A 22937-nucleotide genomic window follows, 5' to 3' on the forward strand; every position below is an offset into this window, starting at 1 on the left:
AGTTCTTTGATAGCCGTAACGAATTTAGTTGTAGTTATGTTAATGTAATGCCGAAATGTGTCACTAAGTTTTCTATCGATTTAGATTAATTGAATATTTAATTTAGGGCATTTTATGACTGTTAATTTGAATAAAGATTTTAATTTTAAAAACAGTAATCAGCCGTTTGAGCTACTTAGATGCTTATTTTTTAGTAGCTCATTCTTAGTAGTTGAATCAAATTTTATAAAGGACTCTGTACTTTAGCAGTATGTGAAAACAAAGGATAGCACTCGACAATTCATTGCTCAAAAGGCACTGATGTATATCGTCGACATGGATGTGACTACTTTTTTATAGAACCTTAACTTATCTTAATTTAAGGACGCTAGGCATGACAGCAGATAAACCTTGGCTTGCTCAATACCCCGAAAACGTACCCAAGACCATCAACCCTGATCAATATGAAAGCCTCATAGAACTATATGAGGAGTGCTTCAATCGTTTTCGTATGCATCCGATGACTATCTGTATGGGTGTTACTCATACCTATGATGATGTTGATAAGGCGTCACTGGCAGTAGCAGCATGGTTACAAGCTCAAGGCTTACCGAAAGGCAGCGTCGTGGCACTTATGATGCCAAATGTCCCACAATATTTGCCAACCATGATTGGTATCTTACGCGCAGGCTATGTCTGCACCCCTATTAACCCACTGTATACAGGTCGTGAGCTACGTCATCAATTAAATGATTCAGGTGCTCAAGTGATTTTTGTGGTGGATAACTTTGCTCAAGCGCTAGAGCAAGTCATTGAAGAGACCAATATCAAGCGTATTGTACTCTCAAAAATGGGCGATATGATGGGCTTAAAAGGTATTTTGGTAAATACCGTTATCCGTCAAGTCAAACGCTTAGTGCCTAAATACAATCTAAATGACCCTAAGTACAACGTCACGAAATTCCCTGAAGTACTGAAAAAAGGACGTAATCTACCGCTTCAAGCACCCAAAACCACGCTGCAACAAAAAGCGATTCTACAATACACAGGCGGCACAACGGGTCTGTCTAAGGGTGCTGTTTTGACGCAGCGTAATGTCGTCGCAGCGGCGATGCAATCAGAAGCATGGTATCGTCCAGTGACCTCAGATATCAATGAGGTATATATCAATATGGTAATGGCATTGCCGCTATATCATATTTTTGCGTTTATGCTCAGCTTACTTGGTATGCGTTCAGGCTACACTTTTATTCTAGTACCCAATCCGCGTGATATGCCAGGGTTTATCAAAACGCTATCAAAACAACCGTTCCATATTTTCCCTGCGGTAAACACTTTGTTTAAAGGTTTACTTGATCAGCCAAATTTCAAAGATTTGGACTTTAGCTCACTGCGTATCACTCAGGCGGGTGGTATGGCGGCAACCGAGCAAACAGCAGCCCGTTGGTTAGAGGTGACTGGTTGCCCTATGGTCGAGGGCTGGGGTATGACAGAAGGGGTTGCTGGCGGTACCGCCAACGTCATTACTGATCGTAAGTTCAACGGTACAATCGGCATACCAGTTCCTAGTGTCGATATCATCGTCGTCGACGAAAATGGTGAACGTGTCGCCATGCATGAGGCAGGTGAGATGTGCATCAAAGGCCCAAACGTCATGTCAGGCTATTTCAATCGAGACAATACTAATGATTTCACAAGCGATGGTTACTTCCGTACTGGCGATATTGTGAGCATGGATGAAAAAGGCTACTTCACTTTACTAGACCGTAAAAAAGATATGATTTTGGTGTCAGGATTCAATGTATTTCCAAATGAGATTGAAGCGGTCATGCTTGACCACGAAGGTATCGTCGATTGCGCCGTGATTGGTATCCCTGATGAAAACCAAGGTGAAGCCGTCAAAATCTATATTGTCCCTGCAGATAATAATGTCACCAAAGAAGACATCAAAGAGTTTGCACTGGATAATTTAACCGGTTATAAATGCCCGCGTCACATAGAGTTTGTCAGCGAACTGCCGAAAAGCAACGTGGGTAAAGTATTGCGTCAAAAGCTACGTGAGCAGCACATATCAGACAACCCGCAAACGTTGTAATCTGTACATTATGATTTTGCCATAGAGACAAAAAAGCCCACTATTATTAAAGTGGGCTTTTTTTTGTTGTTGAATAAACCTATCGTATCAGCTCAATCGACTCATCACTTGCAGCGGCAAACGCTTCATTGCCTGACCTACAATCGACCATGGCAAGCTTGGTACGCACGCTTCTTCCACACCTGCTTCAATCGCTGCAACAATCGCTTTGGTACCGGTATCAGTATCCACTTCAAACGGCAATGGCTTGGCATTCGTATTAATCTCAGTACGGATGTAACCGGGATAAATGGTAGACACCTTGATAGGTAGCTTGGTCAATAGCATATCAGCACGAATACCTTCTGCAAGATGCGCCAAACCTGCTTTACTTGCACCATAAGCCGTCAAATGCTTAGGTAGACCACGCATCGCTGACATGCTCGACATTGCTACCAGATGACCGCTATTTTGAACCCGAAAGATATCCATCGCAGCTTCACATTGTGCTAATGCCGAGATAAAATTAATCTCAACGGTACGGCGGTTGGTATCAAAGCGCCCTTTACCAATGCGGCGGCTATCGCCAATACCGGCATTGACCACTATACGATCAATCCTGCCAAAGTCAGCAGCAAATGCATCGAATACCTCAAAAACAGCATCATAATCACTGACATCTAGCGCTCGGTACTCAACGCGTATATTAGGATATGCTGCTACCAGCTCTGACTGCAGGCTTTCTAAACGATCAGTACGGCGCGCACAGATAGCGAGGTTGTAACCAAGCTTAGCAAATAATCTTGCCATACCCTCGCCCAAACCTGAACTGGCACCAGTAATCAATACAGTCTTATTTTTCCCTACTTGCTGTTCATTTAACTCTTTTAGATATCGCGATGGCTGAATCGCACTAAACACCTGATTTTTACTTTGTTTAGCGCTCTTGGTTACCAAATTGATCAATTTATTTTTCATAGACAATCCTGTTTATATCAATATTAGATAAAATCGATAGCCTATAATATCGCAAATCGATAGATTGAGCTTTTCAGTTGTAAAAATAAACGAAAAACACTCAACAAGTATGATGACTGACGTTAACGATATACGTAGCGGTCACGTATTTAAAATAGCTACTTTACCATGGCTTTAATATATCACTACGATGTGCTGTCAGTCTAACGCCACGTCACAAAACGCTTACCTTCAGAGAATAGATGACTGTATTCATTCAAAGACAGTAAACGCGTGCTCTGATTTTTTAGGGTGATCGATGTCACGCCTGTATTTACTAAGCTTTTATTTAACTGATACGCCGTTTGACGGCCTTGTTTTAAGAGCTGCGCGGTAATGGCAGCGATGACGCCACCTGAGGTAAAGACCAACACCGTACTGTCCTGATCTAGGCTCATATTGACTATTTTTGTGCGTACTTGTTCAAGTGCTTGATACGCACGCTCATTAAACTGTGGCCAGCTTTCAATATAGTCCTCATCATTGTCGCCAGCATGCCAGCGCTGCATCGCTTGGTCAAACAGCTCAGCCAAACGCGTGGACGGTGATTCTGCTTTGGCAATTTCAGCGGATATATCGGCTCGATTACCAAAATTCCCAGCTGATTTCACAAACACGTCTTTATGATTAAACTCATCAAATTGCGGCAGAATATAACTATTGGGCTCGTTAAAATCGATGGCTGACATAGTTGGTGTACCATCACCGTGATTAGCATGAATGAAAGGTTGATAACCCTCCCAAAAATGGCGCGCAGAATCTTGTTGCCTAATCAAATTACCCGTAAATATCGCATCGATTCGGCGCTGGGTATTTGCGTAATGCTGACCCAACATTTTGGCCTGAGTTTCACCTAGCTCTGAGAGTTGATCGTAGTTTTCTTGACCAAAAGAGGCCTGACCATGACGGGCTAAAAGTATGGTTGTCATAAAATACTGCCTTTTGTTATTTTATCCAAAATATTATTTTCTTATATTTCAGATGAATCAGAGGATTTTGCAAAATAGCCCTTTGGTAAAATGCCTTTCACTACTTTTTGTACAGGGTCTGGCAATTTCTCAATCGTCGCGGCATCGATTCCTCTGTCTTCCAAATGCGGCTGAACGTGTGCATTGAACAGCGCCTCGCCTTCATATTGCGCAATCAGTTTGAGACATTTGGCGTGCATGACATGTATAGCGAGCCAAGCATTCTTAAATGCTGGATTGGTGGTTTGCTTATGATAGTAGCGATAGTAGATTTGCTGAATGATACCTGATAGACGGAACAGACCGAATACTTCATAAAAGGTCCAGTTATCTATCTGTAGTCCAGATTTTTCTAGATAATAAGCAACCACTTCATCACGCGTCATCATACCTTCTAAATGAGTTGGCTGGCGACGAAACTGCTGCATGACAATGTTATCGTCTTCCTCAATCCAATAGGCCAAGGCACTACCCAAATCCATTAATGGATCGCCAAGCGTTGCCATCTCCCAGTCAAGCACTCCGATAACTTTAGTCGGCTCATCTGCATCGAGTATGACGTTGTCAAAGCGCCAGTCATTATGAATGATGCACGTTTTGCTATCAGCAGGCGTGTGCTTTTTGAGCCACTGTCTGACCAAGGCAAAGCTTGGGACGTTAGGGGTCTTTGCTTTGACATAGCGCTTGTCCCAGCCACTAATTTGGCGCGCGCAATAGCCATAACCCCGACCCAAATCAACCAAATCAGGATGCTCTGTATAATCTATTTGATGCAGCTCTACCAAGGCGTCCAAAACATTGGTACAAAGTAGACGGGTTTGCGCAGGGTCTAGATCGACCCCTTTTGGTAAATTGGCACGAGGAATGATCCCCTCCATACGCTCCATGACATAAAAATCAGCACCGATGACGGCTTCATCTGTACATAGTGCAATCATCTCAGGTACGTAAGGATAAGCATCTTTTAATGCCTTTTGAACGGTATATTCGCGCACCATGTCATGTGCAGATTTTGCCTTGGTACCTTTTGGCGGACGGCGTAAGATAAGATCTTGGTTTTTATCATCGCCTTCATATTGTAAGCGATACGTCCAGTTAGAAGCCCCGCCTGAGAACTGAGTGACTGTAGGTTCGCCTACGACATCGATACCTTGACTACGTAGCCATGCGCTGATAGCTTTGGCATCAAGCTCCTCACCCTCACGCACCGCGCCGCCTTTATCTAATACTCTATGGTCAGTTGACATGTGACATTCCTTATCATGTGATCAGTTATTTTTATAACTTATACTTATAGTAGTAAAAAACAGTCATAGTGATGAAAAATTCACTACTAAATCGTTAATAGTGAATTTCCAATTTTTTATTTTCAGCAATAGTGGCGTGAGCAACTTAAGGTTTACTCACACCCATTGATTAATATTAGGCTTTGTTAGACTTAGAACGGCTAAAGCCCTGACGCTTTAGCTCTAGCTTGGCAATCATGGTTTTATGTACTTCATCAGGACCATCTGCCAACCGTAGCACACGAGCTTGCGCATAGAAATTTGGTAACAATGTGTCTTGGCACACACCCATGCCACCATGAATCTGAATCGCCATATCAACCACTTCTTGTAGCACCGTTGGCGCAACCACTTTGATCGCAGAGATTTCAGTCAATGCCGCTTTGGTTCCTTGAGCATCCATTTTTTGCGCCGCATAAAGGGTTAGCAAGCGCGCTTGATCAATCTTGATACGCGCCTCAGAGATACGCTCAAAGTTTCCACCCAATTGTAGTAATGGTTTACCAAAGGCCGTGCGCGACATGCCGCGTTTCACCGCCAGCTCTAAAGACTTCTCAGCCGCGCCGATACAACGCATGCAGTGATGAATACGACCTGGCCCCAAGCGACCTTGCGCAATCTCAAAACCCTTACCCGGCCCACCAATAAAGTGACTGACGGGCACACGTACATTATCAAAGCTGATTTCACCATGACCGTGCGGCGCATCATAATCGCCAAACACTTTAAGCATACGTTTGATATTCACACCCGCAGTATTGACTGGTACCAGTACCATCGAGTGCTGATGATGACGATCTGCGCTTTCATCCGCGGTATAGGCCATAACAATCAAAATATCAACCGCAGGATCGCCAAGGCCCGATGACCACCATTTGCTACCGTTAATGACAATTTCATCACCATCGACCACAGCAGTTGCTTGCATATTGGTGGCATCGCTTGAGGCCACATCAGGCTCAGTCATACAAAACACTGAGCGGGTCTCACCTTCTAATAGCGGCGTGAGCCATTTGTCTTGCTGTTCTTGCGTACCATAGCGCCATAATAGCTCCATATTGCCGCTGTCAGGCGCATTGCAGTTAAACACATGCGGCGCGAGCAAACTGCGACCCGTCAGCTCTGCAATCGGTGCATAGTCAGTGACTGAAAGCCCTGCACCTAAGGTGTCGTCAGGTAAGAATAAGTTCCATAAACCCGCTTCACGTGCTTGTTTGCGTAGGTTGTCATAAGCGTCTGGCCATTCCCAGTTTTCCCAATTTCCATCAGGATTTTTCTTATGACATTCTTCCCAGAATTGGGCTTCGATGGGTTCAATATGCGTTTCAATGAACGCTTTGACTTTGGCATGCATGGCTTGACCATGTTCCGTTGCGGTAAACATTAAATTGTCGCTAGACATAAATGACTTCCTTTTCTTTATTGATTGTCTAAATCGGGTTTTGACAAAAAGCTCTGCTAGATCTTTAATGCGAGCCTTAGTGTACGGACGTATACTGTTTTCTGTATCCTACATTTATAACACAGCAATTATGATTAAACAGCAAAAAGGCGCGACCCGTTAGGGCACGCCTTTTACAAAATACAAACAGTGTATTGCTGAACATATGACCGCTAAGATACTAGCTATCAGGCATCATAATGATATCTAACACTATTTTAGAATATTCAAGCGGCTGTTTGACTCAAAACGTGCGAGCGCATCTGGCAGTTTATCCACTGCCATACTGAGCGTCGCTTCTGCGGCTTGCGCAAGGCCCAGCTTCTCTGCCAGCGTCGGTTTCTGACGTGAATGTAATGCGTACACTTCATTGTCTTCCATACGCTCTAAAATGTAGCTGTCAGAGGTCTGCAAGCTGTCAATCAGGTTAAGCTTTAACGCATCTTCGCCGTACCAATGCTCACCTGTGGCTACTTTGGCAACATCAAGTTCTGGACGATAGGTATTGACGAAATGCTTGAATAGCTCGTGCGTCTGCTCTAGCTCTTCTTGGTACTTAGCACGATCTTCGGCATCGTTTTCGCCAAACACAGTCACCGTGCGTTTATAGTCGCCAGCCGTAAATATCTCATAATCGACATCATGGTTTTTGAGCCATTTATGAAAGTTTGGCAATTGTGATACCACGCCGATTGAGCCAATAATCGCAAATGGCGCTGCCACGACATTGTCTGCCACGCACGCCATCATGTAGCCACCACTCGCCGCCACTTTATCGACGCATACTGTGAGCTTTAGGCCAGCATCCTTTAGACGAACCAATTGCGCGGCTGCCAATCCATAACCATGCACCAAACCGCCACCTGATTCGAGGCGTACAATCACTTCATCGCCTTTGTTAGCCGTACTGATTAAGGTGCTGATTTCTTCGCGCAGATGCTTAACGGCAGTGGCTTTGATATCACCTTCAAAATCCAAAACAAAAACTTGCGAGGCATTGTCAGTATTTTTTTTCTGCTGTTTACTTTTTGCTTTTAGCGCCTGCTTGGCTTTTTTTGCCATTGTTTTTTTGAATGCTTTAAGCGCAGCTTTGCCTTGGGTGGCTTCCATTAAGTCTTCACGGCGCTGTTTTTGCGCTTCATTTAAATGTCTTACTTTTAGCTCAACAGGGTTTTTTGGTGGATGAAATAGCATGATTACAAATCCTCAAGTCAATAGGTATATCACTATAGATGTTTTTATTCAGGTACGGTTGATATGCGCACGCTTGCTGGTATTTTCAAGCAAAATGACAATATTTAACCTAATATAGATATCGCTCACTTGATACAGCCGATACCAATGCATGGCTGCGCTTTGATTGAACTCAGCCGGTTGTATAACAAAGGTAGATTAGGCATAATATGCGTTTATATCAAATTTTCTGCAGCCAACGTGATGACCCTTTGTCTTGATCGCGTTGTTTGTGTGTTTTTTTGGCAAATCGCTTGAAACGCACAGCAATGGCTGCATTATTGTACTTCGAATTGGGCTGATAACTGGATAACAATATTATGACGCAAAGCACTATGACGCAAAGCGAATACCGAGACGAGTATTGCGGAGCTGTAACCGAGAGCTTGCTTGAGCAAACCATTAGTATCGTAGGCTGGGTACATCGTCGTCGCGATCACGGTGGCGTGATTTTCTTAGACATGCGTGACCGCGCGGGTATCTTGCAGGTAGTAGTCGATCCTGATACACCAGAAGCTTTTGCAACCGCTGATGCCGTACGTCCTGAATACGTGCTAAAGATCACTGGCCGCGTACGTCGCCGTTATGAAGGTACTGAAAATAACAATATGACCAGTGGCCAAATTGAGCTACTGGGCAAAGAAATTGAAGTACTGGCCAAATCTGAAACACCGCCATTCCCATTGAATGACGAAAAAACGACCGTATCAGAAGACTTGCGTCTAAAATATCGTTATCTTGATATGCGCCGTCCACAAATGCAAGAGCGTATGGTGTTCCGTGCCAAGGCAACGTCAGCGATTCGTCGTTATTTAGATGATCATGGTTTCTTGGATGTAGAAACGCCTATTTTGACTCGTGCAACGCCTGAAGGTGCGCGTGATTATCTTGTACCATCACGTACACGTCCTGGTAACTTCTTTGCCCTACCGCAGTCACCACAGCTATTTAAGCAATTATTGATGGTGTCAGGTTTTGACCGTTATTATCAAATCGCTAAATGCTTCCGTGATGAAGATTTACGTGCTGATCGTCAGCCTGAATTTACTCAGGTCGATATCGAGACGTCTTTCTTGAACGAAGAAGAGATCATGAACATCAACGAAGGTCTGATCAAGCATTTGTTCAAGACCATGATGGATGTTGAGTTCGAGCAATTCCCTCGCATGACGTATGCTGAAGCAATGCGCGACTATGCATCAGACAAGCCTGACTTACGTATTCCATTAAAACTGGTTGACGTTGCCGATTTGATGAAAGACGTTGATTTTAAAGTATTTGCAGGCCCTGCTAACGATCCTAAAGGTCGTGTGGCTGCCCTTCGCATTCCTGGCGGCGCTTCATTGAGCCGTAAGCAAATTGATGCTTATACCAAGTTTGTTGGTATTTATGGCGCGCGCGGTTTGGCTTATATCAAAGTCAATGACGCAAGCAGCGTCAACAATGGTGTGGATCAAGAATCTGGACTACAATCACCAATCATCAAAAACATGACTGATGATGTACTTGTGAGCTTGATTGAGCGTACTGCTGCAGAAGATGGCGATATTATCTTCTTTGGTGCAGATAAAGCCAGTGTCGTGAATGACGCAATTGGTGCACTACGCCAAAAAATTGGTTTAGATCTTGAAATGATAACTTGTGAGTGGGCACCACTTTGGGTGACTGACTTCCCAATGTTTGAAGAAACTGACAACGGGCAATGGACATCAATGCATCATCCATTTACCAAGCCTAAAGGCTCAGTTGAGGAGCTGAAAAACAATCCAGAAGCGGCTTTATCTATCGCTTATGACATGGTGTTGAACGGCACTGAGATTGGTGGTGGTAGCTTACGTATCAATACTTATGATATGCAGCAAGCCGTCCTTGAGGCATTGGGTATCGGCGAGCAAGAGGCAGAAGACAAGTTTGGTTTCTTACTTGATGCCTTGAAATTTGGTGCACCGCCGCATGGTGGCTTGGCATTCGGTTTGGATCGCTTGATTATGCTTATGGTAGGCGCTGATTCTATCCGTGATGTGATCGCATTCCCAAAAACCAAAACTGCTGAGTGCCCACTAACTCAAGCACCTGCTGGAGTGGATAGCAAGCAGCTACGTGATCTTGGTATCCGTGTTCGTGAAAAAGCACAGGCTGATACCAACAAACCTGCTCAATAAAACATTTGATGATGTACTATTGCTGCCCACAGTGCTTGTTACGCGATTCATCGCCATGTGAGTGGTTATGAATCCGTATCATGTTTTCAAATTCGTGCCATTGTCTGTACTACAGATGCTGGCACGTTTTGTCGCTTGGGTGATCGTCAAGATACCAAGTCTCAGCATCATGCGTACCATTCATATTAATATGGCGCTGATTACTGACAAATTGTCTGAACCGCAAAAACGAGCGCTGACCAAAGACATCATCTATCATCAATGTTTGACCAGTATTGAATCTATCAAAAGCTGGGCAATGCCACCTGAATGGAGTATTGCCCAGATTCGTGACGTCCATAATAAAGATATTCTACTAGAAGGTCTTGCTAATCCCAATGGCATGCTTGCTATCGTCCCTCATCTCGGTACATGGGAGATGATGAACGCGTGGCTCAATCAGTTTGGTTCGCCAACTATTATGTACAAGCCTGTAGACGGCAAATTCGCTAATGAATTTATCTTGCAAGGTCGTGCGCGTCTCAATGCAACGTTGGTGCCTACCGATGGTAGCGGTGTTAAAGCCGTGTTTAAAACCCTCAAGCAAGGCGGCTTTAGTATTGTATTACCAGACCACGTCCCAGATCCGTCAGGCGGCGTAGTCGTTCCTTTCTTTGGTATCAAAACATTAACCAGTACCCTTGCCTCAAAACTGGCGAGCAAAACCAAATGTGCCTTAGTTGGCTTGTCTTGTATTCGTCGTAATGATGGACGCGGTTTTGATATTTACTGCTATAAGCTCGACGATCCAGCGCTATATGATCGCAATACCGAAGTAGCGACTCACGCACTCAATCAAGCCATGGAGCATATGATTAAAGACAACTATAGTCACTATATGTGGGGCTATCGACGTTTTAAGCGCATACCAAATCTAGGCAATCCTTACCGAAAAGATAAAGCCACTTTAGCAGCCTTTATTCGGTCTCATCACGCTACTGGTAGTCGTTCTGGTAACGATGTAAGTGGTTCTTTTACTGATGACACTAACATCGATAATCGCAAGTAATAACTGTACTATCGTTTACTGATTTAGACATATCATCAATCACAGTTATGCTAATATTGGCTAAGTTCTGTACCCTCTAATTTTTATTAGTCCTTCATTTACCTCACTATTATCTCACTACGAGTGCATTATGACATCTGACGTAACTAAAACCTTACCTATAGAACCAACACAAAACCATACTGCTGAACAGCGTTATATCATTTGTATGAAATGGGGTGATAAGTACGGTCCTGAATACGTCAATCGTTTGTACAATATGGTGAGCCGTCATCTGAGCTTAGATTTTCAAATGGTTTGCCTAACTGATGACAGCACAGGTATTGATCCTGCGATTGCTTGTTATCCCATACCTGACATGGATCTACCAGCAGGTCCTGAACGTGGTTGGAAAAAGCTCACGACCTTTAAACCTGAACTATATGATTTAAAAGGTGTGGCACTATTCTTAGATATTGATATTGTGATTGTCGATAATATTGATGCGTTTTTCACTTATCAAGCGAAGCATGATGACAGTGTGGTCATTATCCGCGACTGGAAAAAGCCGTGGCGTATGATTGGTAATAGCTCCGTGTATCGCTTCAATGTTGGCATGAATACCTATCCTGATTTGCTGGCAAACTTTGAGCGCAATTTTGAGACCATTCGTACCCAAGTGCGTCACGAGCAGGCTTACCTCTCTAACTATTTGCGTGAGCATCATCACCTAGAGTACTGGGATAAGACATGGTGCGTGAGCTTCAAGTATCAATGTATCGCGCCCATCCCTTTTAACTTTGTGCGGGCACCTACACTGCCAGATAATGCAAAAATTGTGATTTTTCATGGTGAGATTAACCCGCCCGATGCGATTGCTGGTAGCGGCGGCAAATGGTATCGACATGTGAAACCAAGTCCATGGTTGAAGCAATACTGGCAGTAAATATATAGCCATGAGCCATATCTATATAGTTCACCAATAGTCCAAACAATTTGACGGCAATGCATTAGGATACAAGTTATTTGAGGTCAACGACTGGAACATAGTATGGCGTTATATTTAAGGTTACCTGCTACCGCTGGGTTCAACATTAATAACGAGCTCATCATTATTAATGCTTTTAATGCCAATGAAGCAGAGCAAAGTTTGCTTGGACAAGACGTCAATATTATTGCCTCAGGCCCATCTGTACAACAATTAGCGTTGTCAGAACTATTAGACACGCCCACTATTTTTGTTAATGGTAGTCTTAGCCTTACCGGACGGCATCAATTTACTCATGTCGTCGGCTATGTCATTAGTGATGCCCGCTTTATCAATCATCAACCTGAGATTTTGCGTCAGTATTATACGGGTCAACCTTTATATGCAACGTTAGCCGTCTTTGAAGCGATGGCCACGACTCACCCTGATATCATGCGTACGTATCATCACGCCATGCGGGTATTATATCCAGTAGACAGACCATGGGGCGTCAAATCAAATAAACTCTCTTTTAATAAGCTCATTTTTAAGAAAAAACGCCTGAATAAGAAAATGCCTTTATCCTACTTTATCAATCATCCGAATTTTGTTATTGATAGCAGTCATAGCTCTACTGAGATCGGCGTCTCACTCAATGTTACTCATGGATTTGTCGAGGCGGGTACGGTTGCTTACGTAGCCACACAGCTGGCTTTCTCACGCCATGCAGCGACCATTCATCTATACGGGATTGACTTACTCAATAGCGATCAGCCGCGATTTTACGAAAATAACCACAACCGCGCGCCAAGCACGCTGAGCAAAGTCATGAACGAGCGCATTGTGCCTTCTTTCAATTTATTGAGTAGGAGCTATAAGGCACATGGTGTCGCTGTGATCAATCACTCCCCTGTCTCCAAATCTCTATTTGATGATCTTTAGTCATTCTTATCTGATGAATTCAACGCTACACCGAACTCTAAATATTGCTGCGCGATATGATTCGGTAAGAGCTGCTGATTTAGCGGCACTATGTAATTCGTCAGATTGTCTACTGCTTGATCGATAAGCATTGCCAATCCATCAATATCACCGACGGGTATCAAGTTTTTGACAGGTAGCAACTCTCTTGGACCAAATGGACAATCGGTACTGATCACTGGTACGCCAAGTGCTTGCGCCTCTACGATGACATAGCCAAAACCCTCGAATTTGGAAGTGAGCACCATCAATGCCGCTGAGGCAATGATCGGATAAGGATTGGTCTGAAAGCCCAAAAACCTAACACAGTCACTAATATTAAGTTGAAACGCCAGCGCTTTAATCTCTGCTTCAAGTTTGCCTTTACCGACCAATACTAATGGCAAACTCCGCTCTGTTTTCGCATAGGCTTGTAGCAAGTCTCGATGACCTTTCATGGTATCGAATGAGGCGACATGGATAATATACTGTTTCTCTGCTAAGCCTAACTGTTCGATATGTGGTTTTTGTGACGCTTTGCTTTGGATCCAAGTGGCATCGCAAGGATTATAAATGGTTGTGGTTTTAGTGGCGTCTCCTAAAAGTGATATTAAATCTTTGCGAGCGCCCTCGCTTACACAGCTACAGGGATGAGCACCATAGACCATACGTAAGTGACTTAACGTCTGTAGTGGTTTATCAGATAATTGATGCTCAAACTGCTTAGATAGCGCTGTATGCAGCACATTCACGATGTTGGGTAATTGGCTGTACGCCATAATCCAATTCACTTTATAAATATTAGCCAATATCAGATCTGGCGTCCCTATTTGACTGAGCACATACTCATCAATACGCTTAGCGACTGCCTCGTAAGCCTGTGCCTGTTTAGATTTTGGCTCAAGATTTTGCTCAGAAAACACCTCATCGTATGGCACGATATGATAGTGAATGTCAGCATCTAGCGGCATATCCTGTGTTTGTTCCAGACATAAAATATGGACGCTATGACCCATTTTCACGTAAGCACTTGCTAACGTTGTTACCATACGCTCAGCACCTCGGCCTTCAAGGGCTTTTAAAATAAATAAAATCATAGGTGGCATTAGTGTCTCAGCTTAATTATATGTAGGTATAAGGGGTTAGCCAGATAAAGGTATCGAGGGTCATAATTATTGCAGCGTTCTAACTTTATGTGCTAGTCTCATCTACTTTTATAGCCCAGCCTTTACTTTCTGAAGTATAAACCGGATTGCTTTGCATACCCATAGCAAAATCTTGATCAAACTTTATTTTATAAATCAGTTAGATCTTGCTAATAACGATGCCAGTAAATATCATAGCTGGACTAATGTCACCATTGAAACTATCAATCTATCAATAGAATACGTTCACAAAAAATAGGATCAGTCATGCAGCAACCTGACGAGAAAACATTAGACGTTGTCATCGCTTGGGTGGATGGCGCAGATCCTATACTCAAACAAAAAAGAGAAAACTATAAGTCAGGCAAAGCAGTGGCGTCAGATGCAGTAACTGCCACACGTTTCGCGAGTGATGATGAGATATACTATAATATTGCCTCTATCATCAAATACGTGCCTTTTTGCCGTCACATTTATGTTGTGACCGACCAACAACGGCCAGCATTCATTGATGAATTTGCCAAGCAAAATATCTGTTCAACAGATAAAATACGTATTGTCGATCACAAGGAAATATTTTCGGGTTATGAAGAATTTTTACCGACCTTCAACACTCGATCAATTGAGACTATGATTTGGAATATCCAAGGATTGTCTGATTATTTCATCTATATGAACGATGATTTCTTTTTTAATCAACCAGTGGCGATAGATGACTTTTTAGACAGTGAGAAGCTAATCATTCATGGTGAGTGGCGTAAAAGTGCTGCTTTGAATGCCAAACTTAATTTTCGAAAATCACGCTTTAAATTGTTTGGCACACCGATACAGCCAAGACATACTATCGCGCAAATGTTAAGTGCTAAAATACTGGGCATGAATCAGTTTTTTGAAATTCATCACTACCCTCATATTGTCGATAAAAATATCTTAAAGTCTCATTTGTTGAATCATCCGCAATTATTGACCGAGCAGATAAAATACAAATTCAGAGATGTCGCCCAAGTTAACCCTATAACGCTAATGAATCATCTAAAAATTCAAAAAGGCGAAGCAAGTTTAAAACCTAATATCTCTATCAACTATCTAAAAAATGAGCATAGCGTAGAAGATTTTATTCTTGCCTTAGAAGATAAAACTATTAAGTATGGCTGTATTCAAAGCTTAGACCTTCTTGAGTCAGACTTATATAAAAAAATCAGTCAAGCTATGAGGCACAAGTTCTTAGATTACCTGCCTAATTCCGTGTTAGATAACACAAATACTGAGCCTAAATGAATTCAGACTAAGCTTGAACTATAATGATGATTACTCATTCTTGATTTAAACCAATAAAAGCTCAAAAATTACTTGGATATATTATGAAAATAGCAGTAGTAGGTACAGGCTACGTAGGCTTATCGAATGCAATGCTGTTAGCACAGCATAACGAAGTCGTTGCTGTCGATGTCATCGCTGAAAAAATAGCCTTGTTAAATGCCAAGCAGTCTCCTATCGAAGATACAGATATCGAAGATTTTTTATTGCATAAAAAGCTCAATTTTTCTGCAACGCTGGATGCCAAAGAAGCCTATAAAGATGCAGATTTCATCATCGTTGCCACGCCGACTGATTATGATACCAAGACCAATTATTTCAATACTTCCACAGTAGAAGCGGTCATTGAGCAAGTGCTCCTAGTTAACCAACAAGCGACTATCATCATAAAGTCCACAGTACCAGTTGGTTATACAACCAGTATCAGAGAACGTTATGCGACTGATCGCATTATTTTTTCACCTGAGTTTTTGCGAGAAGGTAAGGCGCTGCATGACAACCTTTATCCTTCACGTATCATTGTAGGCGCACAGACTGAGCAGGCTCAAATATTTGCCAACCTATTACTTGAGGGTGCCGTCAAAAAAGATGCACCGCTATTATTTGTAGAGTCTACTGAAGCTGAAGCGATTAAGTTATTCTCTAATACTTATTTAGCGATGCGTGTGGCTTATTTTAATGAGCTTGATACTTATGCGCAAACCTTTGGACTCGACACCAAACAGATCATCGAAGGGATTGGCTTAGACCCTCGTATTGGCAATCATTATAATAACCCTTCCTTTGGCTATGGCGGCTACTGTCTGCCCAAAGATACTAAGCAGTTATTAGCAAATTACGATGAAGTGCCAAGCAACCTGATAAAAGCCATTGTTGATTCTAATAGAACCCGCAAAGATTTTATTGCCGATAAAATCATCGAAAGACAGCCAAAAATCGTGGGAATACATCGCCTAGTAATGAAAAGTGGGTCAGATAACTTTAGAGCATCTGCCATACAAGGCATTATGAAACGTATCAAGGCAAAAGGTATAGAAGTCATTGTCTACGAGCCTGTGCTAAAAGAAGACAATTTCTTTAATTCGCGTGTGATTCAAGATTTAGAAACCTTTAAATCAGTGAGTGATGTCATTGTCGCAAACCGCTTATCTGATGAGATAAAAGATGTGGCGGATAAAGTATTCACTCGCGATCTATTTGGGAGCGACTAATGAAAATACTGATCACTGGTGCGGCAGGTTTTATTGGTTTTCATTTAATCAAAGCATTATTAGAAACGGGCGCATCTGATAGCGAATACTGTATTGTTGGTATCGATAATATCAACGACTATTATGATGTAGATCTAAAAGAAGCGCGGTTGAAAATATTAAGTGAGATATCAGCTCCAGAAATTTTTACATTTATTAAGTTAGATCTGGCTGATCGTGAAGCCATGTCTGAGCTTTTTTCCACTTATCAATTTGATACCGTTGTTAATTTAGGTGCTCAAGCAGGTGTGCGCTATTCTATCGAAAACCCTAATGCGTATATCGACTCAAATGTGGTTGGCTTTGTCAATATTCTAGAAGGCTGCCGTCACCACGATATCAAGCACTTGATCTACGCAAGCTCTAGCTCTGTATATGGCATGAATATCAAACAACCATTCACAACTTCTGATTGTGTTGACTTTCCTATAAGCTTGTATGCGGCAACGAAAAAATCAAACGAGCTGATGGCACATAGCTATAGCCATTTATATAATATCCCTACGACAGGATTAAGGTTCTTCACTGTTTATGGTCCTTACGGTCGACCTGATATGGCATATTTTTCGTTCACGAAAAAAATTCTAGCTGGTGAGCCAATTAATGTATTTAATAATGGTGTGATGCAGCGTGACTTTACTTATATTGATGATATCGTCAACGGTATTATTCGCATAATTAACAAGGCCCCTTCTCCTCAGTACTCTACTATTACGACAGCGACTGCTCGCTATAAGATTTACAACATTGGTAATAATCAGCCTGTCACTTTGCGCCGTTTTATTACTGCCATTGAAGACGCTTGTGGCAAAAAAGCGCAAGAAAATCTATTGCCTATGCAAGCAGGTGACGTACCAATTACTTATGCAGACATAGATGAATTGGTAGATGATATCGGATTCAAGCCTGAAACCAGTATCGAAGAGGGTATCAAACAATTTGTTGACTGGTATAAACAGTATTATTCAGTTTAAACAGACAACAATGATCTCTAAGATCTTATATTATAGAGATTAAGGTGCTAATATCTTTATATATTTTTAAAGGATTTTGATAATATGGCTACACCTTCAAGTTGGCAAAGAAAATTGCTATTGATCTTTCGAAGCGAAAAAAGATTGAATGCGGGTAAGATTATCAAAACCTATAATGATAGAAGCTTTGATGAAATGAAAGCAACAACCATTACTGAATCAATGTGTGATATTGAAGCGTTAACCAATGAGCGTAAAAGTACAGATTTAGAAAACCATTTGAATAATTTGAAATACCAATCATTAGGTGAGTCTGAGCTCTGCTTTTATCACAACACGCTTATTATACTAATGCGCCGTAAGTATAAAATAGATAAAACATTCGCTGAATTTGAAAGACTATGGGAAGCAGAGAGCGACTATTTATTGACACATCTGTCGTTGCGCTGGATTGTTTCTGCTTGCGATACGTTCATTGACCATTCAGACAATACTCATAGAGCAGCTATCTTGATGAATGTTGTAACTCTAATGAATACTTTGCGCACCTATGAAACCAAAAACTTTCTACAGCTACCTGTTAATACCGAACATACATCATTATTGGCTGAAAAAATAGAAATGCTTTATGCTAGCGACTTACCCTTGTACGATGGTCTTACCTACTTCCGTGTCGGCGGAGATGATAGCCTAAGAAATATGCGTAAACGTTACAAAACATTCTATAAAACTGATAGATTGGCCACTACTATATTACTAACCGTATTTGAAAAGATACAACATCATAATACCGCTTTCAATGCCCTCAGACCATTGCATAAAGACGATTGGTCTAAATGGTGGGACGAATAGCATTTAATAATTTTTCTCTTGTTTGTTACTGTCCATAAACTCAAGATATTTTTTGGCTACTTTTATCGGAAGAAGACTAACATCAAAATCAGATTTAAATTGATTCGGGTCTTTCATTGCTTGGTTCAACCTTTCTTTGATTGAATGAATATCATCTGTCAGCATTAGGTTTTTTGCGGGTAACATTTCGCTAGGACCAGACTGACAATCAGTACTGATAACTGGAATCCCAATGGCTAAGGCTTCTGCAATAACTAAAGGGAATCCCTCTCTATTGGATGTCAATATTTCAAAACTTGCATTTTTCACATAAGGAAAGGCATTGTCATGAAAACCCACCAATATCGCTTTACCTTCTAGACCAAGCTCAATAATTAATGCCTCTATTTCACGTTTGAGCTTACCCTTGCCTAAAATCAGTAACTGTAGAGACATATCTGTTTGAGCATATGCTTTTAATAAAATATCGTGCCGCTTTGCTTCTTTAAAACTACCAACATGCACAATATAATTTTTATAGTCAGGAACAAATGCGTTAGCCATTTTCTCAATGGCAACTTTATCAATAGGGTTATTGATAGTTGTTATAGGAGTGATATCACCAAGATAATTTATAAAATCTTCCTGAACCCCTTTACTCACACATATACAAGGGTATTTAGAATATCTATTAATTAACTTTTGCTTTGACTTATAAGACTCGCTGGTTTGGTTAGCTTGATGGCTTAACGACAATGTAGTGTGAATGACATACATAATATTAGGCATTTCACTGTTGCTCATTATGCTATCAGCCCGATCAAGATTAGATAATATAATATTAGGATTACCTATTTCTTTTAAAATATATTTATCCACTGCACGAGCAAAAATCTTGTCACGACGTTGTGAACCTGGTATTAGCTTATAAGGTTTGAATTTAAGTATATGGTAATTTAGATTTGAATTTAGGTCGTACTCAACCAGAGGTTTGAATCTTAGAACATGTACTTCATAACCCAATTCATGAAATCCCTGTCCTAGCGTAAGTACCACACGTTCGGCACCGCCACCTTGTAAGCAATTAATAACAAGTAACGCTATTTTTTTATGCTGATTCATATACCACGACCTATAAATAAATTATTGCACATTCTTTAGAAAAAATTACAACTGTATTATAGAAATTGTTAGCGCTTGAACAGCCTTGCAAACAGAGATTTAGAAGACGTTGGACGGGTAACTTGATTACCAACATAGCCTTTTTGAGTTTTTTTTGGAAAAATACCAAAAGGGTCTACTCGATAATTCTCTAGTTGATAGCCATTAGTTAAAGCTTTATTATAATAATTATCAAATAATTCAACTAAATCTTGTCTAGGATGTGGTAAAACCTCTCCATCAAACCAATGCGTTGAACCTTCTGCTTCAAGCCGTTTCAATGAGTACTTGTGACTAAACTGCGTACCCATATCAGAATAATGTAAAACTTTAATATCTTCTATCGGTAAACTCTCTCCATCAATACAATTATAGCTGTCATTGAAGGGTGCTAAAAGTCGTGGGTTCTTCTTTATCATTTCCATTATTCTTTTATGACTATCAGCGTCCTCCATGATTTCCCCAATTGGAGGAAGACTACTTTTAGCACGACTGCAATCCCATACACAGGTACACATACGAGTCTTTTTAGAAACTTTCTTAGCCGCTACTATAGATTTCCCATCAATTGGATGATTCCACAATTTTAATAAATCATCTAAAATAACAACATCTGTATCCATATAAATAGCACGTCCAGAATAATTACAGTATTCTGGAATCGCCCAACGAAACCCTGAGAACGGTGTATCCCACTTAGTAGTATTCCATCCTTCACCAGTCTCAGGATTAGAGTACCAATAGCTATTAGGATCACGCGATAACTGCATCCATACTATTTCAACTGGTACGCTGGTATGTTTATGAATACTATAATCTAATACCATCATCTGCTCTAGATCACAGTTATTTGGATCACAACCAACAAAAACTCTAATAGTATCTTCTGTATTCATAATTTTATCCTTCACTAACTAATATTTATTTCTGCTAATGCAATGCGATAATAATCAACTATATAATTGAACCTATTCTTTCCAGTATTTCTCAACCCACCCTACTGGCAAGATAAAATGACGCAAGTGACGTAGCGGTCTTTTTAGATTTTTGGGCTCAGTTAATCTTTTTAAGTGATCTTTGGCATTGTTAGCAGCATTTTTATTATATCTACCTTCGATCGCATGTGTAGGATATAAGTCGCCAGGGAAAATAACGATGCGAGCACCTTTAGGAATCTTTGGCTCTTTGATGTAGTTAAGTGGAAACGGTTGACGACATTTGCGTCTAAAGTGCGCTACCCATGCCTTTGGAAACAGCTTGACACCGCCTGGCGCATTACGAGTGACGAAGCGCTGCTCAAAACGATACTCATCAGCGATACCTTGTGGATCGGCTTTGAACTTCTCTTGTAATGAGACAAGCGACCCTATCTTGAATCTAAAGCAAGATGTTTGCCCTAGGCGCTCTAATGGGTTACTCGGGTTATAAGACAAAATAACATCGTCTGGCTCGCCGTATTCGAAGAAAGGATCGAGGCTGTCTACTATGATCACATCCAAATCTACAAATAATACTGTCCCTGTCAAATCACCTAACTTCTCACCCCACAAACGTGATTTTGGCCACTTGCCAAGTGTGTTGGTTGGCATTGTGACATCTAGTGGCGGCAATTCTTGACATTCAATTTCTGGACGTACATCGGTGGTATCATCGGTAAAACAGACAAAGCGAAACGGGGGCGTAATATTGCGAGATACCATGCCATACAGTTTATTGGCGTAATCAGCCCCGTACTTTGTACCCCATTTAATACAAATAATTTGTTTGATATTTTTATTATCTGCTGTACTAGAATCTATTGGCATGGACTGCTCACTTTAATCTTAAGAATAAATATGATGGCTATATTAGCATAAAAAAAAGACTGAACAATTATGTTCAGCCTTTTTGGTCTTTAAACTAACGACTTTATTAATCAATAAAGCTTAACCAATCCATATATTGCTCGTTACGACCATGAACCACATCAAAGTATAGGGTTTGCAGTTTCTCAGTCAATGGTCCTCGGCCGCCATTCCCGATAGTGCGATCATCATATTCACGGATAGGCGTCACTTCAGCAGCGGTACCTGTCATAAAGATCTCGTCCGCTAAGTAAAACTCATCACGAGTGATACGGCGTTCAACAACTTTGATGTCTAGATCAGCCGCGAACTGAAGAATAGTACGACGAGTAATACCATCAAGTGCTCCGCCCGCTAAATCTGGCGTATGTAGCACGCCATCTTTTACCAAGAATAAGTTTTCACCAGCGCCTTGGCACACATACCCTTGCGGATCCATCAAGATAGCTTCGTCATAACCATTACGAGTGACTTCTTGGTTGGCCATAATAGACACAGGATAGTTACTTGAGGCTTTTGCCTTACACATAGTGACGTTTGGCATATGATGCGTGAATGAAGAGGTTTTTACACGGATACCATTTTTGATGCCTTCCTCACCAAGATATGCACCCCAGTGCCACGCAGCAACCATAGCATTGATGCTGTTGTCACGCGAAGATAGGCCAAGCTTTTCTGCACCTACCCAAATAAGCGGACGAATATAGGCTTCTGCCAAGTTGTTTTGCTTGACCACATCTTTATGTGCTTGCTCTAGAGTGGCCGCATCAAACGGCACGTCCATTTGAAAGATTTTTGCCGAACCAAGTAGACGTTCAGTGTGTTCCTTTAGGCGAAAAATAGCCGTGCGATTATCAGCGGTTTGGTAAGCACGCACGCCTTCAAACACAGCCATACCGTAATGCAAACTATGGGTAAGCACATGAACTTTAGCATCTGGCTGTTCAATCATCGTGCCATTCATCCAAAGCTTACCATCTTGTGTTGCCATATTCATTTTATAATCCTTATGCTAGCACTGACGTCTAACTTTTTTTAGGTAGGTTTTATTTAACAGTAGTGATCAACATCGTATGATAACACCGCAGTGCCCATTTTTATTGCTTAAAGCACAGCTTCATTATGACGAACAGCTAACAGTATTAAGATGATGTGTGATCGATTATATCACTGGCCGTATTGGCAAATGAAATCTTTTGGTTTGAGACCCTATAGTTTTAATTACGCTTTTTAATTATCATAAAGCCTTACAGTTTAAGCGTCTCTTTGGTTATCAGCAAGGCCTTAATAAAAACAAATCT

At 41.4% G+C, this 22937-nt stretch carries 19 protein-coding genes; 9 read left to right on the plus strand and 10 right to left on the minus strand.

Annotated elements, in window-relative coordinates; translation table 11 throughout:
• Positions 1–373: 373 nt before the first annotated feature.
• The gene (locus tag ACHUET_RS04255; RefSeq protein ID WP_394210933.1) at positions 374–2074 is read left to right on the plus strand and encodes an AMP-binding protein; all 1701 of its coding nucleotides are present in this window, start codon (positions 374–376) and stop codon (positions 2072–2074) included.
• Between the two features lie 87 nt (positions 2075–2161).
• Here ACHUET_RS04255 and ACHUET_RS04260 read toward each other — a convergent pair whose 3' ends face one another.
• The 5 genes from ACHUET_RS04260 to sohB all read right to left on the minus strand — a co-directional run bounded on the left by ACHUET_RS04260 (position 2162) and on the right by sohB (position 7959).
• Positions 2162–3031: an SDR family oxidoreductase gene (locus ACHUET_RS04260; protein WP_394210934.1), complete on the minus strand. Its 870-nt coding sequence runs from the start codon at positions 3029–3031 to the stop codon at positions 2162–2164.
• 203 nt (positions 3032–3234) lie between these two features.
• Positions 3235–3999, minus strand: coding sequence for a histidine phosphatase family protein (locus ACHUET_RS04265; RefSeq protein ID WP_394210936.1), 765 nt, complete (start codon positions 3997–3999; stop codon positions 3235–3237).
• A 41-nt stretch (positions 4000–4040) separates the two neighbouring features.
• Positions 4041–5285, minus strand: coding sequence for a phosphotransferase family protein (locus ACHUET_RS04270; protein WP_394210937.1), 1245 nt, complete (start codon positions 5283–5285; stop codon positions 4041–4043).
• Positions 5286–5460: 175 nt separating this feature from the next.
• Entirely contained in the window at positions 5461–6708 is a 1248-nt protein-coding gene (locus tag ACHUET_RS04275; RefSeq protein ID WP_071003587.1) for an acyl-CoA dehydrogenase family protein, read from the minus strand.
• Positions 6709–6978: 270 nt separating this feature from the next.
• The gene (sohB, locus tag ACHUET_RS04280) at positions 6979–7959 is read right to left on the minus strand and encodes a protease SohB (protein ID WP_394210938.1); all 981 of its coding nucleotides are present in this window, start codon (positions 7957–7959) and stop codon (positions 6979–6981) included.
• Positions 7960–8333: 374 nt separating this feature from the next.
• Here sohB and aspS point away from each other — a divergent pair, with 374 nt between their 5' ends.
• The 4 genes from aspS (at position 8334) to ACHUET_RS04300 (ending at position 13096) form a co-directional block, all read left to right on the plus strand.
• Positions 8334–10160 carry an aspartate--tRNA ligase gene (aspS, locus tag ACHUET_RS04285; protein WP_394211102.1) on the plus strand — a complete coding sequence of 609 codons (1827 nt, stop codon included), beginning with the start codon at positions 8334–8336 and terminating at the stop codon, positions 10158–10160.
• Positions 10161–10227: 67 nt separating this feature from the next.
• Positions 10228–11208, plus strand: coding sequence for a lysophospholipid acyltransferase family protein (locus ACHUET_RS04290; protein ID WP_394210940.1), 981 nt, complete (start codon positions 10228–10230; stop codon positions 11206–11208).
• Between the two features lie 130 nt (positions 11209–11338).
• The gene (locus ACHUET_RS04295; RefSeq protein WP_394210942.1) at positions 11339–12133 is read left to right on the plus strand and encodes a glycosyltransferase; all 795 of its coding nucleotides are present in this window, start codon (positions 11339–11341) and stop codon (positions 12131–12133) included.
• A gap of 105 nt (positions 12134–12238) precedes the next feature.
• Complete coding sequence (locus tag ACHUET_RS04300; RefSeq protein WP_394210944.1) at positions 12239–13096, plus strand: hypothetical protein; 858 nt, start codon at positions 12239–12241, stop codon at positions 13094–13096.
• Here ACHUET_RS04300 and ACHUET_RS04305 read toward each other — a convergent pair.
• Complete coding sequence (locus ACHUET_RS04305; RefSeq protein ID WP_394210946.1) at positions 13093–14211, minus strand: glycosyltransferase; 1119 nt, start codon at positions 14209–14211, stop codon at positions 13093–13095. The two genes, ACHUET_RS04300 and ACHUET_RS04305, sit on opposite strands and share 4 nt — an antisense overlap.
• Before the next feature lie 315 nt (positions 14212–14526).
• On the opposite strand from ACHUET_RS04305, the gene ACHUET_RS04310 reads away from it, so the two are divergent.
• From ACHUET_RS04310 to ACHUET_RS04325, 4 genes are all read left to right on the plus strand, one after another.
• Positions 14527–15537: a capsular polysaccharide biosynthesis protein gene (locus ACHUET_RS04310; protein WP_394210947.1), complete on the plus strand. Its 1011-nt coding sequence runs from the start codon at positions 14527–14529 to the stop codon at positions 15535–15537.
• Positions 15538–15620: 83 nt separating this feature from the next.
• Positions 15621–16787: a nucleotide sugar dehydrogenase gene (locus ACHUET_RS04315; protein WP_394210949.1), complete on the plus strand. Its 1167-nt coding sequence runs from the start codon at positions 15621–15623 to the stop codon at positions 16785–16787.
• Positions 16787–17800 (plus strand): NAD-dependent epimerase, encoded by a 1014-nt coding sequence (locus ACHUET_RS04320; RefSeq protein ID WP_394210951.1) that lies wholly within the window; start codon positions 16787–16789, stop codon positions 17798–17800. The genes ACHUET_RS04315 and ACHUET_RS04320 overlap by 1 nt, the downstream gene beginning before the upstream one ends.
• Positions 17801–17884: 84 nt before the next feature.
• The gene (locus ACHUET_RS04325) at positions 17885–18652 is read left to right on the plus strand and encodes a hypothetical protein (RefSeq protein ID WP_394210952.1); all 768 of its coding nucleotides are present in this window, start codon (positions 17885–17887) and stop codon (positions 18650–18652) included.
• A 3-nt stretch (positions 18653–18655) separates the two neighbouring features.
• Here ACHUET_RS04325 and ACHUET_RS04330 read toward each other — a convergent pair whose 3' ends face one another.
• The 4 genes from ACHUET_RS04330 to ACHUET_RS04345 all read right to left on the minus strand — a co-directional run bounded on the left by ACHUET_RS04330 (position 18656) and on the right by ACHUET_RS04345 (position 22633).
• The gene (locus ACHUET_RS04330) at positions 18656–19753 is read right to left on the minus strand and encodes a glycosyltransferase (RefSeq protein WP_394210954.1); all 1098 of its coding nucleotides are present in this window, start codon (positions 19751–19753) and stop codon (positions 18656–18658) included.
• A 68-nt stretch (positions 19754–19821) separates the two neighbouring features.
• Positions 19822–20688 carry a glycosyltransferase gene (locus tag ACHUET_RS04335; RefSeq protein WP_289048307.1) on the minus strand — a complete coding sequence of 289 codons (867 nt, stop codon included), beginning with the start codon at positions 20686–20688 and terminating at the stop codon, positions 19822–19824.
• Positions 20689–20760: 72 nt separating this feature from the next.
• Positions 20761–21597: a glycosyl transferase gene (locus tag ACHUET_RS04340; RefSeq protein WP_394210956.1), complete on the minus strand. Its 837-nt coding sequence runs from the start codon at positions 21595–21597 to the stop codon at positions 20761–20763.
• A gap of 106 nt (positions 21598–21703) precedes the next feature.
• A complete protein-coding gene (locus ACHUET_RS04345; RefSeq protein WP_102092191.1) occupies positions 21704–22633 on the minus strand; it encodes a branched-chain amino acid transaminase in 930 nt (309 codons plus the stop codon).
• Positions 22634–22937 lie beyond the last annotated feature (304 nt).

Source organism: Psychrobacter piscatorii, from assembly GCF_043641605.1.
Lineage (GTDB): Bacteria > Pseudomonadota > Gammaproteobacteria > Pseudomonadales > Moraxellaceae > Psychrobacter > Psychrobacter piscatorii_C.